At 59.7% G+C, this 22,000-nt stretch carries 19 protein-coding genes; 4 read left to right on the top strand and 15 right to left on the bottom strand.

Features of this window, described 5'->3' with window-relative positions:
- Nucleotides 1–3: 3 nt before the first annotated feature.
- Together I9184_RS00610 and mce are read right to left on the bottom strand one after the other, a co-directional pair.
- Nucleotides 4–276, bottom strand: coding sequence for a DUF1467 family protein (locus tag I9184_RS00610; protein WP_117867937.1), 273 nt, complete (start codon nucleotides 274–276; stop codon nucleotides 4–6).
- A 24-nt stretch (nucleotides 277–300) separates the two neighbouring features.
- Nucleotides 301–705: a methylmalonyl-CoA epimerase gene (gene mce / locus I9184_RS00605; RefSeq protein WP_170346086.1), complete on the bottom strand. Its 405-nt coding sequence runs from the start codon at nucleotides 703–705 to the stop codon at nucleotides 301–303.
- 136 nt (nucleotides 706–841) lie between these two features.
- Between mce and I9184_RS00600 the strand changes: the two genes are divergently transcribed.
- Nucleotides 842–1,561: a response regulator gene (locus I9184_RS00600; RefSeq protein WP_171634374.1), complete on the top strand. Its 720-nt coding sequence runs from the start codon at nucleotides 842–844 to the stop codon at nucleotides 1,559–1,561.
- A 172-nt stretch (nucleotides 1,562–1,733) separates the two neighbouring features.
- Here I9184_RS00600 and aspS read toward each other — a convergent pair whose 3' ends face one another.
- From aspS to I9184_RS00580, 4 genes are all read right to left on the bottom strand, one after another.
- Entirely contained in the window at nucleotides 1,734–3,512 is a 1,779-nt protein-coding gene (aspS, locus tag I9184_RS00595) for an aspartate--tRNA ligase (RefSeq protein WP_209832290.1), read from the bottom strand.
- Nucleotides 3,513–3,589: 77 nt separating this feature from the next.
- A complete protein-coding gene (locus I9184_RS00590) occupies nucleotides 3,590–4,261 on the bottom strand; it encodes a CPBP family intramembrane glutamic endopeptidase (protein WP_348539495.1) in 672 nt (223 codons plus the stop codon).
- A complete protein-coding gene (locus I9184_RS00585) occupies nucleotides 4,258–4,905 on the bottom strand; it encodes an aminotransferase class IV family protein (RefSeq protein ID WP_209832288.1) in 648 nt (215 codons plus the stop codon). The genes I9184_RS00590 and I9184_RS00585 overlap by 4 nt, the downstream gene beginning before the upstream one ends.
- Nucleotides 4,860–5,987 carry an aminodeoxychorismate synthase component I gene (locus tag I9184_RS00580; protein ID WP_171634384.1) on the bottom strand — a complete coding sequence of 376 codons (1,128 nt, stop codon included), beginning with the start codon at nucleotides 5,985–5,987 and terminating at the stop codon, nucleotides 4,860–4,862. Before I9184_RS00580 ends, I9184_RS00585 begins: the two co-directional genes overlap by 46 nt.
- A gap of 177 nt (nucleotides 5,988–6,164) precedes the next feature.
- Between I9184_RS00580 and carB the strand changes: the two genes are divergently transcribed.
- On the top strand, nucleotides 6,165–9,509 hold the full coding sequence (carB, locus tag I9184_RS00575; RefSeq protein ID WP_171634390.1) for a carbamoyl-phosphate synthase large subunit: 3,345 nt from the start codon (nucleotides 6,165–6,167) through the stop codon (nucleotides 9,507–9,509).
- Between the two features lie 53 nt (nucleotides 9,510–9,562).
- Here carB and I9184_RS00570 read toward each other — a convergent pair whose 3' ends face one another.
- The 4 genes from I9184_RS00570 to I9184_RS00555 all read right to left on the bottom strand — a co-directional run bounded on the left by I9184_RS00570 (nucleotide 9,563) and on the right by I9184_RS00555 (nucleotide 15,226).
- On the bottom strand, nucleotides 9,563–10,423 hold the full coding sequence (locus tag I9184_RS00570) for a hypothetical protein (RefSeq protein ID WP_171634393.1): 861 nt from the start codon (nucleotides 10,421–10,423) through the stop codon (nucleotides 9,563–9,565).
- A 248-nt stretch (nucleotides 10,424–10,671) separates the two neighbouring features.
- The gene (locus I9184_RS00565; RefSeq protein ID WP_209832287.1) at nucleotides 10,672–13,713 is read right to left on the bottom strand and encodes an efflux RND transporter permease subunit; all 3,042 of its coding nucleotides are present in this window, start codon (nucleotides 13,711–13,713) and stop codon (nucleotides 10,672–10,674) included.
- A gap of 11 nt (nucleotides 13,714–13,724) precedes the next feature.
- On the bottom strand, nucleotides 13,725–14,762 hold the full coding sequence (locus tag I9184_RS00560) for an efflux RND transporter periplasmic adaptor subunit (protein ID WP_209832285.1): 1,038 nt from the start codon (nucleotides 14,760–14,762) through the stop codon (nucleotides 13,725–13,727).
- The gene (locus I9184_RS00555; protein WP_171634400.1) at nucleotides 14,759–15,226 is read right to left on the bottom strand and encodes a MarR family transcriptional regulator; all 468 of its coding nucleotides are present in this window, start codon (nucleotides 15,224–15,226) and stop codon (nucleotides 14,759–14,761) included. The genes I9184_RS00560 and I9184_RS00555 overlap by 4 nt, the downstream gene beginning before the upstream one ends.
- Nucleotides 15,227–15,385: 159 nt before the next feature.
- Here I9184_RS00555 and I9184_RS00550 point away from each other — a divergent pair, with 159 nt between their 5' ends.
- Nucleotides 15,386–16,510, top strand: coding sequence for a beta-ketoacyl-ACP synthase III (locus I9184_RS00550; protein WP_209832283.1), 1,125 nt, complete (start codon nucleotides 15,386–15,388; stop codon nucleotides 16,508–16,510).
- 18 nt (nucleotides 16,511–16,528) lie between these two features.
- Here I9184_RS00550 and I9184_RS00545 read toward each other — a convergent pair whose 3' ends face one another.
- Both I9184_RS00545 and I9184_RS00540 read right to left on the bottom strand, forming a co-directional pair.
- The gene (locus I9184_RS00545; RefSeq protein ID WP_209832282.1) at nucleotides 16,529–18,331 is read right to left on the bottom strand and encodes a hypothetical protein; all 1,803 of its coding nucleotides are present in this window, start codon (nucleotides 18,329–18,331) and stop codon (nucleotides 16,529–16,531) included.
- Between the two features lie 166 nt (nucleotides 18,332–18,497).
- Nucleotides 18,498–18,959 carry a hypothetical protein gene (locus tag I9184_RS00540; protein WP_152458969.1) on the bottom strand — a complete coding sequence of 154 codons (462 nt, stop codon included), beginning with the start codon at nucleotides 18,957–18,959 and terminating at the stop codon, nucleotides 18,498–18,500.
- Nucleotides 18,960–19,313: 354 nt separating this feature from the next.
- Between I9184_RS00540 and I9184_RS00535 the strand changes: the two genes are divergently transcribed.
- Complete coding sequence (locus I9184_RS00535; RefSeq protein ID WP_152458970.1) at nucleotides 19,314–19,892, top strand: thymidine kinase; 579 nt, start codon at nucleotides 19,314–19,316, stop codon at nucleotides 19,890–19,892.
- Here the strand turns inward: I9184_RS00535 and I9184_RS00530 are convergent.
- From I9184_RS00530 to proC, 3 genes are read right to left on the bottom strand one after another with little or no spacing between them, the layout of a single operon-like run.
- On the bottom strand, nucleotides 19,889–20,839 hold the full coding sequence (locus I9184_RS00530; protein WP_209833666.1) for a D-glycerate dehydrogenase: 951 nt from the start codon (nucleotides 20,837–20,839) through the stop codon (nucleotides 19,889–19,891). The two genes, I9184_RS00535 and I9184_RS00530, sit on opposite strands and share 4 nt — an antisense overlap.
- Entirely contained in the window at nucleotides 20,839–21,177 is a 339-nt protein-coding gene (locus I9184_RS00525) for a tRNA-binding protein (protein WP_209832280.1), read from the bottom strand. The genes I9184_RS00530 and I9184_RS00525 overlap by 1 nt, the downstream gene beginning before the upstream one ends.
- Nucleotides 21,170–21,985: a pyrroline-5-carboxylate reductase gene (gene proC, locus I9184_RS00520; protein ID WP_209832278.1), complete on the bottom strand. Its 816-nt coding sequence runs from the start codon at nucleotides 21,983–21,985 to the stop codon at nucleotides 21,170–21,172. Before proC ends, I9184_RS00525 begins: the two co-directional genes overlap by 8 nt.
- Nucleotides 21,986–22,000 lie beyond the last annotated feature (15 nt).

Raw genomic sequence — 22,000 nt, 5'->3', positions numbered from 1 at the left:
GGATTACCTTGGCTCCAACTGGTTCAGCCAATCGAAATCCCGCACCGAGATCACGCCCGACAGGATGATCCCGGCGATGATCGCCCACAGAACCACAGAGATACCGGTGGTGATCCACATCTTTCTTTTCATGTGATGCACTTCCGGCGCGCCCGCATGCGTGCCGGGAACGATGTCGCCCAGATCGCCCTGGGTTTTGATGCGAATGGGCAGCACCACCAATAACGTCATGAACCAGATGACGGCGAACAACACCAGCGCGGCAGTAATGGTCATTTCAGGCCCTCCGGGGCTGGGGAGTTATACCTGCTCCAGCTCGACCAGGCAGCCGTTGAAATCCTTGGGGTGCAGAAACAGAACCGGTTTGCCATGCGCACCGATCTTGGGCTCACCTGATCCCAAAACCCGGGCTCCGGTCGCTTTCAGATGATCACGGGCCGCGATGATATCCTCGACCTCGTAACATACATGGTGGATGCCGCCGGCCGGGTTCTTTTCCAAGAACCCGTTGATCGGGCTGTCGTCACCCAGTGGATACAGAAGTTCGATCTTGGTGTTGGGCAGTTCGATGAACACGACCGTGACACCATGATCCGGCTCGTCCTGCGGCGCGCCGACTTTGGCGCCCAGCGCGTTGCGGTATTGCTCAGACGCCGCCTCAAGATCCGGTACGGCGATGGCGACGTGGTTCAGACGTCCAATCATGTCTCACTCCTGCTGTCCTGCGTTGCATGGGTTATGGGGGCTGATCCGCCAAAGGACAAGTGCGCCAAATCGCGCGTTAACGTCGTGTTAGCCAGAAGTTCCTAGCGTGAAGCATCTGCTGCATAGGAGAGCTGCCATGGACGATTCGGGCCTACTTGCCACCACCGCCGCCGCGCCTACCGCGACTCGACCCTTGCTGGGTCAGACCATATTGGTTGTCGAAGACAGCCGGTACGCTTGCGATGCCATCCGCCTGATGTGCCTGCACAGCGGCGCGCGCATTCGCCGTGCGGATTGCCTGAAATCGGCCCGAAGGCACCTACAGATCTATCGGCCTTCGGTTATCCTGGTCGATATGGGCCTGCCGGACGGTTCCGGCGCCGACCTGATCGCCGAATTGGCCGAGGCCACGCCCCGTATCAGTGTCATCATGGGCCTTTCGGGCGATGACGGCAGCGAAGACATGGCTCTTGCGGCCGGCGCGGATGGTTTTTTGTCCAAGCCGCTAAAATCAATGTCCCATTTTCAGAAATCCATTCTGGAACGCCTGCCAGAGGACCGGCGCCCCAGCGGGCTTCATGCCGTGCGCGATGAAATCATCCGCCCGGACCCTCTGGCCTATCAGGACGACATGGCCCATATCGCCGATGTGCTCGCAGGTCCCAACGATCACCGTACATTGGACTACGCCGCACAGTTCCTGCACGGCGTCGCGCGCGAAGCAAATGACAGGCCCTTGGCGGAAGCAGCGCGAAAGCTGGCATTGTCACGCGCGAATGGGACGCCGATCATGGCGCAGGCGGCGCAGGTTGCCGGGATGGTGCAGAACCGACTGGAACAGCGAGAGGCGATTTGAAATGGTGACAGCGTATTTCATCACTGCAACCCTTTTGTGCATTTGGCTGTACCGCCAAACACGGCAGGCCGCGCGTTCCATCCGCGTCAACCGAACCAATCTGAAAGACCCGCTGGACTGACACAGACTGCCTGCGTGCAAAAAAACCGCCCGCGACAAGCGGGCGGTTTTTTTACTGGTCCTGAGGGATAATGCGAAGACCCAGCTCCATCAACTGATCCGAGGTCGGGTCCGAAGGTGCGTCCATCATCAGATCTTCGGCTCGCTGGTTCATCGGGAACATCATGACTTCGCGGATATTGGCCTCATCTGCCAACAGCATCACGATCCGGTCGATACCAGCCGCGCATCCACCGTGTGGCGGGGCGCCGTAGTGGAAGGCATTGAACAGGGCACCAAAGCGGGATTTCACTTCATCCTCGCCATAGCCCGCCAGTTCAAAGGCCTTCAGCATGATTTCCGGCTTGTGGTTCCGGATCGCGCCTGAAACCAGCTCGTACCCGTTGCACGCCAGATCATACTGGTAGCCGCGCACATCCAGCGGGTTGCCCTGCAACGCCTCCATACCGCCCTGCGGCATCGAAAACGGGTTGTGTTCGAAATCGATCGCGCCGGTTTCCTCGTCTTGCTCATAGATCGGGAAATCGACGATCCAGGCAAAGGCAAAACGGTCTTTTTCGGTCAGGTTCAATTCCTCACCGATCACGTCACGCGCCTTGCCGGCAACCTTTTCAAAGGCTTTTGGCTTGCCGCCCAGGAAAAACGCCGCATCGCCAACGCCCAGACCCAGTTGCTGACGGATTGCCTCGGTGCGTTCGGGGCCGATGTTCTTGGCCAGCGGTCCCGCAGCCTCCATCCCCTCACCCTGATCGCGCCAGAAGATATAGCCCATGCCGGGCAGACCTTCCTTCTGGGCAAAGGCGTTCATGCGGTCACAGAACTTCCGGCTGCCACCGGTCGGCGCGGGGATCGCGCGGATCTCGGTGCCTTCCTGTTCAAGCAGCTTGGCGAAGATCGCGAAACCGGAACCGCGGAAATGCTCGGAGACCACCTGCATCTTGATGGGGTTCCGCAGGTCCGGCTTGTCGGTGCCGTACCACAGCGCCGCGTCCTTGTAGGAAATTTGCGGCCAGTCCTGATCAACCTTGCGGCCACCGCCAAACTCTTCGAACACGCCGGTCAGAACGGGCTGGATCGTGTCGAAAACGTCCTGCTGTTCAACAAAGGACATCTCGAGGTCGAGCTGATAGAAATCGGTGGGCGAGCGGTCGGCGCGCGGGTCTTCGTCACGGAAGCATGGTGCAATCTGGAAGTATTTGTCGAAGCCCGACACCATGATCAGCTGTTTGAACTGCTGAGGTGCCTGTGGCAGCGCGTAGAATTTGCCCGGGTGCAGACGCGACGGCACCAAGAAGTCACGCGCGCCTTCGGGCGACGAGGCGGTGATGATCGGCGTCTGATACTCGCGGAAGCCCTGATCCCACATACGCTTGCGCATGGAGGCTACCACGTCCGAGCGCAGGGTCATGTTCCGCTGCATCGCCTCGCGGCGCAGGTCCAGATAGCGATAGCGCAGACGCGTTTCCTCGGGGTATTCCTGATCGCCGAAGACCATCAGCGGCAATTCGTCGGCGGCCCCCAGAACTTCCAGTTCGCGCACGTAAACCTCGATCTCGCCGGTGGGCAGTTTCGGGTTCACCAAGTCCGGGTCACGGGCTTTGACGGTGCCGTCGATACGGATGCACCATTCGGACCGCACCTTTTCCAGCTCGGCAAAGGCGGCGCTGTCGCCGTCGCACAGGATCTGGGTTACGCCGAAATGGTCGCGAAGATCGATGAACAGCACGCCCCCATGATCTCGAACCCGATGCACCCAACCGGACAGGCGAACGGTTTCTCCGACATTGGCGGCGGTCAAGGCGGCGCAGGTGTGGCTGCGATAGGCGTGCATGGAATATCCCTTCGGGCGCAGAATTCGTCGCGCCGATACACCCTGTCAGCCCCGGAAAGTCAAGGCGGGTTGCCCCTTCAAAACGGCCTTTGCACATTGCCCGAGTAGAAATATACGCCCAGCCCCACCGCAAAAATGATATTGCCCGCAATCGCGTGCAACAACACCGCATAGAAGAATGACCCACGCTGCCGGTAGGCCCATGTGAACAGCAGGCCGCCGGCGAATGTCATCAGCGCGACGATCCAGCTCCAGTACATCAGGTGCGCGAACGAGAATATGGCCGCGTTCAGCAGATAGGCCGCACGCCCATCCGGTAGGATCGCGTGATAGCGGCGAAAAAACAGAGGACGGAACAGCAGCTCTTGCGGCAGCGCTGACAAAAGTGGGTAGCCGACCCAGATGAAGGCCAGCATTTCGGGGCGGTGCACAAGCAGGAAGAACGCGGCCTCCGGGCGCGTGATCTGAATCAACCCAACACAAAAGGCAGCCACGATGGCAGAGAACAAAGCCACCTCGCGCAGGGTCCAGTTGGCCCAGTCATAACGAAGTTCGGCCCATTGAAACCCGGGCGTCCGGTGCAATAGCACGATACCAAGCCCGGTCAGCGCAAAAAGCGCCGGAAACATCCAGTTCGGAGGGAAAAGAACAGCGATCAGCAGCGGCAAGCCAATATAGAACAGGCCAAATTCCAGCCGCAGCCGCAACAGTGAAACCGGCGGTCCGATCATCGTGCTGTTTTTTGTCACCCGTCTATCAGCTCCACCTCGATCAGTCCGCGCAGTGAATTTCCGATCCGCACAGTTTGCGCATTTTTCAGGTCGGTCAAGGTCAGCACAGCTTCGGTGACCGCTTTATTTTCCAACAGTTCTTCGCGCAGTATCCCCGGCAAGAGCCCACAGGACAGAGCGGGCGTCAGAACCCGGCCATCAGGCATTTCCAGAAACAGGTTCGTAATGGTGCCTTCACAAAGCTCATCCAGTTCATTCAGAAACAACAGTTCGTCCACCCCCTCGGGCAGCGCTGCGCGCGCGGCATCATAGAGCGCACGGCGCGTGGTCTTGTGACGCAACCACAGGTCATTCGAAGCCAGACGCTGATCCGACAGAGCGACGCGCCAGATTCTGGGATTGTCCACCAGTTCGCCGGTCGACAGATCGAACGATCCCGACACATCCAGCGTAAGGCGGCAACGCAGCGGGGTGTCACAAGCAGCGCCATTCAGTCGGGCGGTCGCTTCATCGGGGCTGAAAGGAATCTCGAACACCCGCGCAGTACGGGCCATTCGTGCAAGATGGCGGTCCAGCCTGACAAAGCCCTGATCTGGGCGGAAGGCCAGTGTTTCAATCAGGCTGAAATCAGGTTCAGCTGGCGGGCGAAGCGGGCTTTCCATAACGCCTCCTCATACTCTGACGGGGCGGTGCTGTCCCAAACGACACCGCCACCTACGTTCAGAGTGGCCTGATCATCCTCAAGCATCAAGGTGCGGATGGCCACGTTGAACTCGGACCGACCATCAGGCGCGGCCCAGCCAATCGTCCCGCAATAGATGTCGCGCGCCCATGGCTCCAGTTCCGCAAGAATTTCCATCGCGCGAATCTTGGGGGCTCCGGTGATCGACCCGCAGGGAAACAGTGCCGTCAGAATTTCACCCAACCCCACGCATTTGTGCAGCTGCGCCCGCACCAGCGAGACCATCTGATGTACGGTGGCATAGGTTTCCACCCGGAACAGGTCAGGCACATGAACGGATCCGGGCAGCGCGACGCGGCTGATATCGTTGCGCAGCAAATCAACAATCATCAGGTTCTCGGCCCGATTCTTTTCGTCCGCGCTCAGAAAAGCTCGGCGGCGCGCATCCTCATCCGGGTCTTCACTGCGCGGTTGCGTGCCCTTCATCGGCCGGGTTTCGATCCGCCCACCCTCATCGGTGCGGAAAAACAACTCCGGCGAGCGGCTGAGCAGATCGGGCAGCCCATCCTGCTGCACCAGTGCTCCGTGGCCCACTGGCTGCCCCACCGCCAGCGCGGCATAGAGCGTTTCGCTGTTGCCCGAGACGGACAGATCAATCGGAAATGTCAGATTGGCCTGATAGATGTCGCCGGCACCGATGGCGTCATGCACGGCCCTGAAGGCCTTGCCGTAGCGCGCTTCATCCCAGCGCGGCCGGAATGCGCCCACTTCACCCGCAGGCGACGGAAGGGCGACACGATCCGGTGCATCATAGACCCCAAAGCACAACAAAGGCAGGCGTCGTTCTTCCGGCAATAGACCATTGAGCCGGGGTTCAAGCGCATAGCCCAGCTCGTAACTGGCATACCCTGCCAGCCAGGCACCGCCTGCGCGCGCCTCGTCCAGCGCCGCCAGAGCCTGGGGCACGTCCTCCGCCACATCCGCGCGGATCACCTGAGACGGACGCTGAAACCGGGTTCCTCGCCCAGCCGGTCCCTGATCGAAACGAATACGCACTTGCATCCTCATTTGCCGTGAGGGGCCATATAGAGAATACTCTGCCAAGTGAAAGAGGGGAAAGCGGCAATTTCGTCCCTGTTTCCGATACCTCTTGCACCTTTTTGCGCGGTCCCTATAACGCAGGACAATTTGGGCGCTGGGGCGGTGCCCTGACTCGCGGACAATCGAAGGAACAAGGCCATGCCGAGAAGAACCGACATCCAGTCGATCATGATCATTGGGGCGGGCCCCATTGTTATCGGTCAGGCCTGTGAATTCGACTATTCCGGTGCTCAGGCCTGCAAGGCCCTGCGCGAGGAAGGATACCGGGTCATTCTGGTGAACTCGAACCCGGCGACGATCATGACCGACCCCGGTCTGGCCGACGCCACCTATATCGAGCCGATTACACCCGAAGTGGTCGCCAAGATCATCGAGAAAGAACGCCCTGACGCCCTGTTGCCCACCATGGGCGGACAGACCGGCCTGAACACCTCGCTGGCACTGGAAGAAATGGGCGTGCTGGACAAGTTCGGCGTCGAGATGATCGGCGCCAAGCGCGATGCCATCGAAATGGCCGAAGACCGCGCCCTGTTCCGCGAGGCGATGGACCGGCTGGGCATCGAAAACCCCAAGGCCGAGATTGTGACCGCCCCCAAGGACGAGAGCGGCAAGAAAGACCTGGACGCTGGCGTGGCGCTGGCGCTTGAAACCCTTGAAACCGTGGGGCTTCCTGCCATCATCCGCCCGGCCTTTACACTGGGCGGCACCGGTGGCGGCGTGGCGTATAACCGTGAGGATTACATCCACATTTGCCGCTCGGGTATGGATGCCTCGCCCGTGGGTCAAATCCTGATCGACGAAAGCCTTCTGGGCTGGAAAGAATACGAAATGGAGGTGGTGCGCGACACTGCCGACAACGCCATCATCGTGTGTTCCATCGAAAACGTCGATCCGATGGGCGTGCATACGGGTGACTCGATCACCGTGGCCCCTGCCCTGACGCTCACTGACAAAGAATACCAGATCATGCGCAATCACTCGATTGCCGTGCTGCGCGAAATCGGTGTCGAAACCGGCGGTTCAAACGTGCAATGGGCGATCAACCCGGTCGATGGTCGCATGGTCGTGATCGAGATGAACCCGCGCGTGTCGCGCTCGTCGGCGCTGGCGTCGAAGGCGACCGGTTTCCCGATTGCCAAGATCGCCGCAAAACTGGCCGTGGGCTATACGCTGGACGAGCTGGACAACGACATCACCAAAGTCACCCCCGCCTCGTTCGAGCCGACAATCGACTATGTCGTGACAAAAATTCCGAAATTCGCGTTTGAGAAATTCCCCGGTTCCGAACCCTATCTGACCACCGCGATGAAGTCGGTGGGCGAGGCGATGTCGATTGGCCGTACGATCCACGAATCGATGCAGAAGGCACTGGCCTCGATGGAATCGGGCCTGACCGGCTTTGATGAGGTCGAAATCCCCGGCCTGAACGTAGGCCTCTGGGACGAGGCCGACGACAAGGCCGCCGTGATCAAGGCGATCAGCCAGCAGACACCCGACCGCCTGCGCACCATAGCACAAGCGATGCGCCATGGCCTGAGCGATGACGAGATTTTCGGCGTCACCAAGTTCGACCCCTGGTTCCTGGCTCGCATCCGCGAGATCGTCGAGGCCGAGCGTCAGCTCCGCAAGGACGGTCTGCCCGTCACCGAGGATGGTATCCGCAAGCTGAAAATGCTGGGATTCACCGATGCGCGTCTGGGCAAGCTGACGGGCCGTGACGAAGACAACGTCCGCCGCGCGCGCCGCAATCTGGGCGTTTCAGCGGTGTTCAAACGCATCGACACCTGCGCCGCAGAGTTCGAGGCGCAGACACCTTACATGTACTCAACCTACGAAGCGCCCATGATGGGCGAGGTCGAATGCGAGGCGCGCCCGAGCGACCGCAAAAAGGTCGTCATTCTTGGCGGCGGCCCAAACCGCATTGGTCAGGGCATCGAGTTCGACTATTGCTGCTGCCACGCCTGCTTCGCGCTGACCGAAGCGGGGTATGAAACCATCATGATCAACTGCAACCCCGAGACGGTTTCGACCGATTATGACACTTCGGATCGCTTGTATTTCGAGCCGCTGACCTTTGAACACGTCATGGAAATCCTGACGAAGGAACAGGAAAACGGCACGCTGCACGGCGTCATTGTTCAGTTCGGTGGACAGACACCGCTGAAACTGGCCAACGCGCTCGAGGCCGAGGGCATCCCGATCCTGGGCACCACGCCTGACGCGATTGACCTGGCCGAAGACCGCGAGCGTTTTCAGGCGCTGGTCAATGAACTGGGGCTGAAACAGCCCAAGAACGGCATCGCCTCGACCGACGCGCAGGCGCTGGAAATCGCCGAGGAAATCGGTTTTCCGCTGGTGATCCGCCCGTCCTACGTTCTGGGCGGCCGCGCGATGGAGATCGTTCGCGACATGGACCAGCTGCGACGCTACATCAACGAGGCCGTGGTGGTCTCGGGCGACAGCCCCGTTCTGCTGGACAGCTATCTGGCTGGCGCGGTCGAGCTGGACGTGGACGCGCTGTGCGACGGCACCGATGTGCATGTGGCAGGCATCATGCAGCATATCGAAGAGGCCGGCGTGCACTCGGGCGACTCGGCCTGTTCGCTGCCGCCCTATTCGCTGTCGAAAGAGATCATCGCGCAGATCAAGGATCAGGCGTTCAAGCTGGCCAAGGCGCTGAACGTTGTCGGCCTGATGAATGTTCAGTTCGCGATCAAGGATGATGAGATCTACCTGATCGAGGTCAACCCGCGCGCCTCGCGCACCGTGCCGTTCGTGGCAAAGGCCACCGACAGCGCGATTGCGTCCATCGCCGCGCGCGTCATGGCAGGCGAAAAGCTGGCGAGCTTCCCGCAGCGTCCGCCCTACAAGACCGTGGACGACACAAAGATCGCGGATCAGATGACGCTGGCCGACCCGGACATGCCATGGTTCTCGGTGAAAGAGGCGGTCCTGCCCTTCGCCCGTTTCCCGGGCGTCGATACCATCCTTGGCCCGGAAATGCGCTCGACCGGCGAGGTCATGGGCTGGGACCGCGATTTCCCGCGCGCCTTCCTCAAGGCGCAGATGGGCGCGGGCATGGTGCTGCCGACTTCGGGCCGGGCCTTTATTTCGATCAAGGATGCCGACAAGGGCGCGGCGATGCTCGAGGCCGCACAGGTTCTGGTCGAACAAGGCTTCACGCTGGTCGCCACCCGCGGCACGCAAAGCTGGCTGGCGGAACAGGGTGTGCCATGCGACGTGGTCAACAAGGTCTATGAGGGCCGCCCGGACGTGGTCGACATGCTGAAAGACGGTCAGGTTCAACTGCTGATGAACACCACCGAAGGCGCGCAGGCGGTCGAGGACAGCAAGGCCATCCGGTCCATCGCGCTTTATGACAAGATCCCGTATTACACTACGGCCGCTGCAAGCCATGCTGCCGCTCTGGCGATCAAGGCGCAGGCCGAAGGGGATGTCGAGGTGAAGTCGCTACAGGGATAAGCGCCGTGGCTATCAGCGTTAAGAAGCTCTGGATATGCTCCAGAGCTTCCTCATCATTCTGCCAAAGGGATGTCTTTCCAAACGGCGGTTGATCTGCTTTGACCTTCAAAAACTTCCAATGCCAGAAATCCTTTGTGCCCACCGCTCGGCAGGTCGAAAGCAATATCTACACGCTGGGGGATACCCGCGGACAAATTGCCCCCGACAACCCAGTTTTTTTGTGAACCAACTTTGAATTCTTTCGCCTGGACCCATTCCGCCGTCGGCAATGCCAGGCGAATTTTGTCTCCTCTGGCCTGAAAGTGATATGACGCGGCATCTTCCGGTTCCAAAAGCATGGTGCAGGAAACCCGCACGCCCTTTCCTGCACATCCCACGAGGTTCGCTTTGGTCGACCCGAAATACTGCGGTTCAAAATCTGTCGAAAAGTCGCCAGTGACTTCGATAGGAGCGCGCGGATTCAGTGCCGCCGAGCTACCAGCAGCCCCGGCTTCCCCCTTTGGACCCACCGGGCCTTGCGGACCTGCCAGTCCCTGTGGTCCGCGCAGCTCATCCAAGTGGTTCTGTACTAAAAAAGCTGCCACAGCCTCTACAGAAGCGGCTTGTCCTTGCCCGACAGGCTGTTCCTCAAGATCGCTAAGGCGTTTTTCCAGCAACGTAAGATCAACCGGTGCTCGTTCGCCGATGGCACTCAACGCGTCGCGCAACGAAGATATCTCCTGATCCTTTAAAGTGAGTTCTTCGTCTATTTGTTCAAGATCTGCCTCGAGACGAGAAATTTTTGCAGCAAACTGGCTAAATCCCAAATCCTGCTCACGCGCGTTGGCTCGTTCCCCATCAATGTATGTGTATAACAAGGTCCCTATACCGACCAACCCCCCAGCGACGCCCGCCACGCCAATTTTGTTATCCATTGAATTCCTCGTGCAAATTCCTAACACACTGAAGCAAATGAAGAAGAGCCTGGCAAGCCTTGCGTTTCTCGATGAGCGGCGACCATCGTCAAGCAACGAGTTCCATGAAGGCCGCCCCTCAGGCGACCATTCTACGACCCTCCCGACGCCTTCTGATCTGAGTCACTTTGAATGGTTCGGTACGATTAAACTGGCACACAAGGATCGGTGTGTTTTAGCTGGGATTCTATTGCAATCTTGAAAAGGGATCACACCGTTGCAAGTTGGCGTTTTTCATCGCCCGCGAAGAAAAGCAGGTAGAACACCGGCGCGGCGACCATTGTTAGGACGGTCGCAAAAGCCAGCCCGCCCATGATCGTCACCGCCATCGAGACGAAGAACGCATCGGTCAGCAGCGGCGCCATGCCCAGAATAGTGGTGATCGCAGCCAGCATCACAGGACGCAAACGCGAGACCGAGGCTTCGACGATGGATGCGCGCAAGGGTTTGCCCGTGGCGCGAACCAGGTCGATCTCTTCCACCAGAACGATGCCGTTCTTGATCAGCATGCCCGACAGGCTGAGCAGGCCCAGAAGGGCCGTGAAGGTAAAGGGCAGCCCTGTGCCCAACAGGCCGATGACCACGCCGTTGACCGACATCGGAACCAGCAGCCAGATGATGATCGGCTGTCGGATCGCGTTGAACAGCAGAACCGAGATCAGCACCATGATCAGCAGGCTCAACGGCAACTGTTTGCCCAGGCTTTCCTGCGCGTCACGCGAGTTTTCGAACTCACCGCCCCACTCCATCTTGTAGCCCGGTGGCAGTTCGATGGCCTCGATGGCGTCCCGAACTTCGGCGTGTACCTGAGCCGCCGTCAGGTCGGGCGGGATGTCCGCGCCGACGGTGATGGTCAGAACACGATCGCGGCGATGAACCAGCGTATTGAGGGATTTGTACTCGAATCCATCGACCATCTGTTCGATTGGTACAAATTTCCCGGATTGGTCCGAATACACCACCTGATCGACGATGGAATAATCTCCGTCCGCCGGACGACGCAGGATGATGGGGATCAGGCGGTCACGTTCCCGCAGCACACCGCCCGTGATGCCATCGGTCGAAAATTGCAGCGTGGCCGCAATATCTTCGCGCGTGACGCCCGCGGTTTGGGCCCGTTCCGTGGCATAGATCGGCTGCACCGCCAGTTCCTGTTCGCGCCAGTCATGATGAACGAGCAGGGCGTTGGGCGACGCCGCCGCCATGCGCTGCACGGCCTCGTCCGCAAGTTGTCGCAGGACCACCGGATCGCTGCCCGAGAACCGGGCCTGAATCGGATCACCGCCACCGGGGCCAAACACCAGGCGCTTGGTTCCGAACTCGCCTTCGGGGAACTGGACCGACCCGAACGCTTCCAGATCCGCTTGCAAGGCCGGGATGTCATCCAGACTTTCCGTGCGGATGATCATGTGACCATAGCTCGGGTTCGGTTTCTCTGCCGAATAGGTCAGCATGAACCGGGTTGCCCCCTGACCGACGAATGTCGTGACCGAAACCACGTCATCGCGTTGGGTCAGCCAATCTTCGAAAACCGCCATGTCCTGTGCCGTGCGGGCAATCGGCGTGCCCTGAGGCAGCTTGTAATGCACAAAGAACAAAGGCGTGTTCGAGTTGGGGAAGAATTGTTGTTTCATCAACCCGAACCCGGCATAGCACGCAACGGTTACGCCGATGAGACCCGCAACAACCAGCCACCGGAAGCGGAGCGCAAACCGCAGGATCGCGCCATATGTGCGGAACAGGATGCCCCCGTAGGCGTCGATCTCACCCTCCTTGCCCTGCTTGAAGAAATAGTGCCCCAGCAAAGGCGTGACCGTGATGGCAAGTATCCAGCTGAGCAGCAGCGAAATGCCGATCACCGCAAACAGGGAAAACAGAAACTCGCCCGTCGCATCCGGGCTGAGCCCGATCCCGGCAAAGGCCATGATGCCGATCACGGTGGCCCCAAGCAGGGGGATCTGGGTTTTGGACGCCACATCCTCAGCCGCATCGCGCGAGGATTGGCCACGCAACATCGCGATCTGCATTCCTTCGGCCACCACGATGGCATTGTCCACAAGCATACCCATGGCAATGATCAGCGCACCCAGGGAAATCCGTTCCATCTCGATCGAGAACAGTGACATGAACAGAAGCGTGCCGACCACGGTCAGCAACAGGGTCGAACCGACAACGATGGCCGCGCGCCACCCCATGAAGATACCCAGCACAGCGACCACGATGGCCACTGACATGGCCAGATTCACCAGAAAGTCGTTCGAGGCCTGCTCGACCACCACATGTTGCTGATAGATCGGCAGAATATCGACACCGAAGGGGATATTCGCATCCAGCTCGGCGAATTTGGCGTCAGCCCGCTTGCCGACCTCGACGATGTTTTCCGTCGCCAGACCGGCGATACCGAGGGTAAAGGCTTCGGTCCCGTTATAGCGGATCATGATGTCCGGATCGTTCTGACGGGCGCGATAGACATCGGACATGTCGAACAGGTTGATCACCTGCCCTTGCGAACCGACAGACAGGCCCGCAATGGCCGAGACACTGTCCGAACCCTCGGCCGTCAGAATGGTGGTGCGGGCATCTTCAGACCGCAAAGACCCCGAGGAATTCACCGAATCCGCGTTGGCTATGGCTTCGTTGATCGCTTGCAGCGGGACGTTCTGGTTCACCGAGATCGCCAGATCGGGCTCTACAAAAATCGCCTCGTCCGGCAGGCCCTGAACCTCGACATCGGCGACGCCGTCCACGGTCAGCAGTTCGCGACGCAGAAACGTTGCCAGTTCATGCTTTTCGGCGTCCGAAAACCCTTCGGCAGTCACCGCATAGAACAGGCCGAACACATCACCGAACCCGTCATTCACATAGGGTTGGCTGACACCCGACGGAAGCCCGCGGGCGGCATCGCGCACCTTGGCCCGCAGGCGGGTCCAGATATCGGGCAGTTCGGTGCCGTCGTAGGTCGACTTGATCTCTACTTCGATCAGCGATTGTCCGGGTTGGTTGACAGAGGTTATGACATCCACCTCGCCCATCTGCTGGATCGCGGATTCAAGGGGTTCGGACACTTCAAGCGCCACCTGTTCCGCCGTGGCACCGGGATATTGCGTGGCGATGACCGCGTTCTTGATGGTGAAAGCCGGGTCTTCCAAGCGACCAAGCGACGTGAATCCCCAGATGCCACCAAAGAGGGCAATGAGGATGATCAGCCATGTGTAAAGCGGTCGATCAATCGAGGCGCGCGCGATGTTCATCTGTCTGCCCCTCAGTTCGCGAAGCCGGTGAACCGGCGCACGGACTGACCGTCTGTCAGCACAGCACCGCCAGCCACAACAACTTCGTCACCGTCGGACAAGCCTTTCAACACCCGAACATCGCCCGACTGCGTGGGTTCGATTGTCACCGGAACGCGGCGGACCGTGCCTTCATCCGCGCCAGCGGAAGAGAACACCATGACGCTAAGCTCACCTGTTGCATCCGCAATGACGGCCGTCGCCGGCACGACGATGCCTGTGCGCTCATCCCGGACCTTTACGTTGACGGTGACGGACGAGCCGGGAAGAATTTGCAGCCCCTCGGGCGGGGTCAGGCCGAACTGAATGCGGAAGGTCTGCCCGACACTTGAGGTTTCAGCGTCGAATTCACGGATTTCCAGCGGGAAGACTTCATCACTTACGGGGAATTTGGCGGTGATGGTGATATCGTCGTTCTGGCCCGAGCGTTGAAACAGGATCTCGGGCACGTCCACCTCGATGCGCAGTTCGGACATGTCGTGGATGCGGACGATCGGCGTGCCCGCCGATACGGTGGTGAAAGCCTCGACCGCGCGGCTGGAGACCAGCGCGTCAAATGGTGCGGTCAGAGTCGCGTGTTCCAGTTCGTATTCGGCATCGCGCAGTGCGATCGCGGCCAGTTGCGCTTCGGTCTCCGCGTCATCGACCGCCACCTGGCTGGCCGTGGTGCCCCGCAAACGCGACAGGCGTGCGACGGTTCGGTCGGCCTGTTCCTTTTGCAGCTGCGCCCGCTCAAGCCGCAGTTCGAACGGCTCCTGATCCAGTCGCGCAATCAGGCCGCCTTTGGGGATGACAAACCCTTCGTTGACCGGCATTTCGACGATCTGACCGGCAACCTGAAAGGCAAGATCGACCGTCTGCCGCGCGGCAACACGACCGAAGAACTGGCGGGTGAAGCCGGGCGTTGTTTCGTGCACCTGCATCAGCTTGACCGGTTTCGGAGTATCTTGAGCGGTAATCGGAGTTGCCAGAACGGCCAGTGCAAGGCCCAGAGAGGTCAGGAGTTTCATTTCTTCAGTCCCTCGGGAATTCCCGTTTTCAAAACGTTGTCACGGATTTTGCGCGCCAGTCGCGCGAATTCGGCTGTTTCTTCGTCGTTCAGGCCCGAGGCCCTGTGAAAAAGGTCTCCGGCCTCGGCCACCAGCATGTTGCGGGCTTCTTCGCCACGCTCGGTCAGCACCAGCAACCAGGCGCGGCGGTCTTCGGGGTCACGCTCGCGCATGAGATAGCCGGCTTTTTCCAGCGAATCCGCGGTGGCGGTGATTGTGGACGGTACACTCAGCATATCCGCAGCCAGAACCCCCATGCGTTTCGGCTGATCCAGCTTGATCAGCATATGGCATTCGGGGTGGCTCAGGTCTGTTTCGATACAGTCGAAGGTCTCTTCCAGTTTCCAATACAGAGCATAGACGCCCATGATCGCCTGAATCTCGGGGCTGAGGCGGCCAAGCCTGGTGCTGATATCGTCGGGCATCGGGGATCTCCGCGCGTTTGGAGCGGTCATATACTTCAGTTTCTGAACTATTCAAGATATGAAGCTACAGCTTTATGCACATTCCCTTAGGTCAACATACCTTGATCAAATCACACCGTGACTGCATTTTGGGCAAATCCGAAACACTCAGGGCTAGCCATGTATACCCCCGCCATCACCGGTACCGGTGTCTTCACGCCGGAAAACGTCATCACCAATGCCGAGCTTGTCGAAGCATTCAACGCTTATGCCGACAAACAGAACGCGAAGAATGCCGAAGCCATCGCCGCCGGGCAGATGGAGGCGATGCAGCATTCCTCGGAAGAGTTCATCGTCAAGGCGTCGGGGATCGAAAACCGCTACGTGATGGACAAGGCCGGGGTGCTGAACCCGGACGTGATGCACCCGACGCTGCGCCAGCGCAGCGATGACGAGCCCGGGATCATGACCGAGATGGCAGTGGATGCCTGCAGGAAGGCGCTGGCGCAGGCAGGGCGCACAGCGGCGGATGTCGATCTGGTGATCTGCGCGGCCTCGAACCACGAGCGCGCCTATCCGGCGATTGCGATCGAAATTCAGCAGGAACTGGGGATCAACGGGTTCGGCTTTGACATGAACGTCGCCTGTTCTTCGGCCACGTTCGGCATTCAGGCCGCGGCGGATATGGTGAGGTCTGGATCGGTGCGAGCGGCGCTGGTGGTCAACCCCGAGATCTGCTCGGGCCATCTGGAATGGCGCGACCGGGATTGTCATTTCATCTTTGGCGATGTGGCGACGGCAACGCTGATCGAGCGGATCGAAGACGCCAAAGGCCCGCATTTCGAAATCCTGTCGACCCGCTGTGCTACTGCGTTTTCCAACAATATCCGCAACAACAACGGCTTTCTGCGCCGCTCGCGCCCTGACGGGCTGACCGATCGGCGCGACATGCAGTTCATGCAGAACGGTCGGAAAGTATTCAAGGAAGTACTGCCGATGGTCAGCAAGCATATCAGCGACCACATGGATGCCGAAGGGGTCAGAAACTCTGATCTGAAACGCCTGTGGCTGCATCAGGCCAACAAGACGATGAACGACTTCATCGGCAAGAAAGTTCTGGGCCGCGAACCCGAGCCGGGCGAGCAACCCAACATCCTTCACGATTATGCCAACACGTCTTCTGCGGGGTCGATCATCGCGTTTTCTAAGTATTCCGACGACTTGCAGGAAGGTGATCTGGGCCTGATCTGTTCCTTCGGCGCCGGGTATTCCGTCGGTTCGGTGATCGTGAAGCGCCACGCCTGACGGTTGATCTTGTGTGGCCTAGCCTGCCCCACTCACCTGAAAGACCTGAAAGGCTGTACCTTCCGCAGCTTGTATCCGTCTGAGATAGGCCGGGATTTCACCCGCAATCAATCGCGGTTGCAAACCACGGCCCTGTGATGCCCAGGACCAGAATTCGGCGCGCGGTGCGGACGTGCAGAGCATGACGTAATCCACGTCCAGCTCGGTCAGGCGTGATCCGATCTGGTCGGCGTCCGATCGGAACAGTTCGATCTGCGCCAGAATTCCAGCCTGATTCCGGTGATAATTGCCCGCCAATACGGAATGGTCGGTATGGCGCAGCACGTTCGCGGCAAAGTCGAAATCAACAAGAACTCTGCCGGCTGGCAGGCCATGCAGGGCTGCATAGGCTTCGGGCGTTTTGCAGGATGCCCCCGAATTTTGCTGTGACTGTCGGGCCGGCATCGCGGATGCGGCAAAGGACGGCTCGGCAAAGCGCCCCAACTGCTCATCGATGCTGGCGCCGGTTTTCGGCGAGATGCAGAGGATGAAAGCAACCATCGCAAGCCCTGACATCGCGCGGCGACTGCTTGCATAAGAGGTGTACAGGACACGCAGGATCTGCGCCTGGACAGCCACCAGCGAAACGCCCAGGAATGTCATCATTCTGGACTGGTAGAGGAACACCACCAGGCCGGTCACGATCAGGGCCAGAAACAGGGCGTATTCCAGTCTGAAGGGCGATCTGACTGCAAAGATCAGGGCGGCTGCCACGCACAGGATCGACATCGCGATCAGGGCCAGCGCTTCGCCCCGGTGCCGTTGCAGAGTGACGTTGATTTTCTGGGCTTCCGCCACCTGGCTCAGCCAATAGTCGCGCATGTTCTGAGGCAGGGCTTCGATCGGATTGCTGAGACAATGCGGGGCGAAATCGTAAGCGCAGGCCAATGTCACCACGCCAATTGCAACACATGCGCCGACCCGGCCCCAAAGTGACCAGCCAGACCCGATCCAGGCCACAATGCAAAGCCCCGCCGCGGCAACGCTCGCCGGCAACGCCACGCTGAGAGTCAGGGCGTCACAGCTTGGAAACAGAAAGGCCTCATGTCCCGTTGTTGCAAGGCTGGTCAGTACAAGCGTCACGACCAGCCCGATACCGAATGCCATGGTCCGGCGACGGGTCGGTTCACCGTTGACGATCCAGTCAATGGCAAAAAACACGGCGACAAGTGCGATCTGCAATATCGATTCGGTGCCTATCGACACCGAAAGCGCCAGGCAGGCACCCAGCAGCCATCCGGCATATGGTTTGTCCCTGCGCAACGCAAACAGCATCAGGGCCGTGGCGAACAGAAGAATCTGAGCATTGTGGTGATCAAACGAAAAATAGTCGAACTTCCTGGAGTGTTCGAGCGCCAGCACACCCACAACCAGTGCCGAAACAGCGCCTTCCCGCGCGCCCAAAACGCTGCCTGTCACCGCAAAGGCCCACAAGGCCAGGCCGGCCAAAAGTGAGGGCCAGGCGAATGCCGTCACCTGAAGGGCCGTATCGGGCGGCAAAACCAAACCGAATGTTCCGTAGAGCAAGGCGATCGGCGCGTCGATCAATCGGGACCAATGCATCAATGTACCGCCCTCGGGACCCAGCCGATACTGATGGTTGTCGAACCAGCCCTGCCCCTGCAACAGATCCTGCACGACCACCCAGCGCATCACGTCGTCAGAGCCATCCTGATGACCACTCAGGGTCATCAGAACCAGAAGTGCCACATAGGCGCATACAAAAAATCGCAGAACCACCCGGTCTGCGAAAATCCTGTATGTTCCCTGCGATTTCTGCATGGTTCTCTGCCCTTGACGATCTTGCCCGCGACGGACCTTACAAGACAGACGTGACTGAATTGAGGCAACAGGCACAGTCAGCGTTTCTGACTTTTCGAGCATGAAAACAGGTAAGCCGCACAGGCGAAAACTGGCCGGTCATGAGCGCAACGGTTCCTGACCCCGGCTAGCTGACGCTTTCTTCTTCCAGATGCAGCTTCATCTCGATCAGAACCTGTTGCAGCAAACTGGTTTCTTTCAGCAACCGTTTGGCTTCGTTGACGGTGATGATTCCGTCTTCGATTGCGGCCTGATACTCGGTCATCAACATCGCAAACCGCTGGCTCAGCGCAATGACATCCGAATTGACGCCACCGGTGCGGGGGGTAGAGGTGTTGCGGTCGCTATAGGACAAGGTGATGTTCTTCAGATCCGCCAAAGCCGACGTCACGTGCGGGTAAGTCGCCGCGTTTTCAAGGCGGGCCACCGCGTCCACAGGCATGAACCTGTCCTCGTGCTCAGCATTGTCGGAATAGTATCGTCCCAAAGTGGCCTTGGATTTCCCCGTAATTTCACACGCGGCTTCGATTCCAACATCTTTGACCAGCGCTTCTGTGTGTTTTTTCAGATAGGCCCCGATATCTGCCATTGTTTTACCTTTGTTACCTGCAAACGCCTGCCCGACGTCCAAACGGGGGAAAGCGTGGGTAAATTTCCCATAACCAAGTCATAATTGAAATGTCATACATTGGCTATCCCTCAGATATGCGGGGGATTTTGTGAGTGAGTGGCGGCAGTTCAAGCCGGTAATGAGTGATTGCGGGGTGATATTGTTAAGCCTTGCTGCGTTTTGGCCACATGTTGGCCGACGGCGTCGCTGTTGCAGATGTGGGGGTTCCATCCCCTAGAGCGTAGCTCGGCCTCTGCGAACGCAACGGCGACGTCGCTCCATCAAAAAGATTGGTATCTTGTTCCTTTTCCCCAAGCGTTTTAGACCCGCGTCATGGCAAAGCTGTATTTCAACTATTCAACCATGAACGCGGGGAAATCGACCGTATTGCTGCAAGCCTCGCACAACTACCGCGAGCGTGGGATGCAGACATACCTGATGACCGCGGCCATTGACGGAAGGGCGGGTGCCGGACGGATCGCATCTCGCATCGGCATCTCGGAGGAGGCCGATACCTTCACGCCCGGCGACGACGTCTTCGCGATGATCCGAAACAGACTGGACGACGGTCCGGTAACCTGCGTGTTCATCGATGAGGCCCAGTTCCTGTCCGAAGCGCAGGTCTGGCAGCTGGCCCGGGCCGTCGACGATCTGGACGTACCGGTGCTGGCCTACGGGCTGCGGGTGGATTTTCAGGGCAAGCTGTTTCCCGGATCAGCCGCGCTGCTGGCTCTGGCTGATGAGATGCGCGAGGTCCGCACCATCTGCAAATGCGGACGCAAGGCCACGATGGTGATACGTCAGGACGAAAACGGCAACGCCATCACCGAAGGTGCCCAGGTTCAGATCGGCGGCAACGAGACCTATGTTTCGCTGTGCCGCAAACACTGGCGCGAGGCGGTGGGCGACTAGACCGGGTTGGGCAACGCCTCGCCCGCCACAAATGCCGCCACGTTATCCAGTGCCATTTGCCCCATGCTGCTGCGCACCTCTTCGGTGGCCGTGCCCAGATGGGGCAGCAGGGTGACGTTTTCCATTTCACAAAGGGCCCGGGGCACTTTGGGCTCGAACTCATAGACATCCAGCCCGGCCCCGGCAATCTGACCCGATTGCAGCGCCGCGATCAGGGCCGCTTCGTCCACGACCTCACCCCGCGCGATATTGACCAGAATGGCCGAAGGATTCATCGCCTGAAGAATCTGCGCATTGATCAGGTGGCGGGTTTCCGCACCGCCGGGAACCGCAAGCACAAGGAAATCGACCGAGGCGGCAAGGGCTTCAAGGTCAGGTGTAAATTCCGCCGGGAAATCCAGATCTTTTGCATTGCGGGACTGATAGGCCACCTGCATAGCAAACCCGAAGTGACAGCGGCGCGCGATGGCCTGCCCGATGCGGCCCATGCCGACGATGCCCACGCGCTTGCCGGTCACATGTTGGCCCAACATCTGCGTCGGGTGCCAGCCCTGCCACTGACCCGACCGCACCAGCCGCTCACCCTCACCGGCGCGCCGGGCTGTGATCAGCATCAGGGTCATGGCGATATCGGCCGTGGCGTCGGTGACAGCGCCAGGGGTGTTGGTTACATCAATCCCGGCCGTGCGTGCAGCATCCACGTCGATATGGTTGAAGCCAACACCGAAATTGGCCAGCAGCTTGCAGCGCGGCTGACCGGCCTCGGCAAAGATCTGAGCCGAGAACTGATCGCCCAGCGTCGGGACAACCACGTCGTAATCGGCCAGAGCGGCCAGCATCTCCTGCCGCGCCATGGGCAGGGTGTTTTCCCGGATGGTCACATCGAAATCGGCGCGGGCGCGCGATTCGACTGCCGGAGTCATCGGGCGCGTGATCAGCAGTTTCATCATTGCATCCGCCCGCCTGTAGGAACCTTACCGTCAGGGCCGATCAAAACGATCTCGCCGCTGTCATCGGGCAGGCCAAGCACCAGAACCTCGGACATGAACTTGCCGATCTGGCGAGGGGGGAAATTGACCACTGCCATGACCTGTTTGCCCACCAAGGTCGACGGATCATAATGCGCGGTGATCTGGGCCGAGGTCTTGCGTTCGCCAATCTCGTCCCCAAAGTCGATCCACATCTTGATCGCGGGTTTGCGGGCTTCGGGATAGGGTTCGGCGCGGATCACCTCGCCCACGCGGATATCGACCTTGAGAAAATCGTCGAAAGAAATCTCACTCACGTGACAGCTCCTTGGATCGGTCGGTTGCGGCCTTGACGGCACGGTGCAGCAAGTCAGGGAAGCCGCGTTCTTCATGCATCAGCACCTCAAGCGCGGCCTGGGTCGTGCCGTTCGGCGACGTCACATTGATCCGCAGTTGAGACGGATCCTCGTCAGCGGCCATCGCCAGTGCGCCGGCCCCGGCCACCGTCGATTTGGCCAGTTTCATCGCAAGGTCATGCGGCAGGCCCTGCGCCTCGCCGGCTTTGGCAAGTGTTTCAATCAGATGGAACACATAGGCAGGACCGGATCCGCTGAGGCCGGTGACCGCATCCATCTGCGTCTCATCTTCAAGACGAACCGTCTCACCCACCGCCGACAGCAGGTTTTCGGCCAGAGCCAGATCCTCGGCCGAGGCGTGGCTGTTGCCGATCAGCGCGGTGATGCCCTGACGGATGGCGGCGGGGGTGTTGGGCATGGCGCGAATGATCGGCGTATCGCTGCCCAGAACGGATTCGAACGTGGCAAGCGAGGTGCCCGCCGCGACCGAAACAAACAGCGTGCTGCCACCGCCCAGCGCCTGAATGGCGGGCAAGGCCTCGCCCATCATCTGCGGCTTGACCGCGACCAAAACCACGGCAGGGGCTTCGGGCAAGGGTGTGTTGATGTTGACGCCCTGCGCCTTCAGCCAGTCGGACGGGTGCGGATCGATCACCCAAACGGACGCTGGCGGGAGGCCGTGTTCCAGCCACCCCGCCAGCATTGCGGACCCCATCTTTCCGCACCCCAGAAGCACAAGCCCCTGTTCGGCCACACGCGTCATGTCCATTTGCCCCTCCCGCGT

It is taken from the genome of Ruegeria sp. HKCCE3926 (genome assembly GCF_017872515.1).
Taxonomy (GTDB): domain Bacteria; phylum Pseudomonadota; class Alphaproteobacteria; order Rhodobacterales; family Rhodobacteraceae; genus Ruegeria.
Note: the sequence above shows the minus strand (reverse complement) of the source record. Positions and strands in the feature narration are given on the sequence as shown.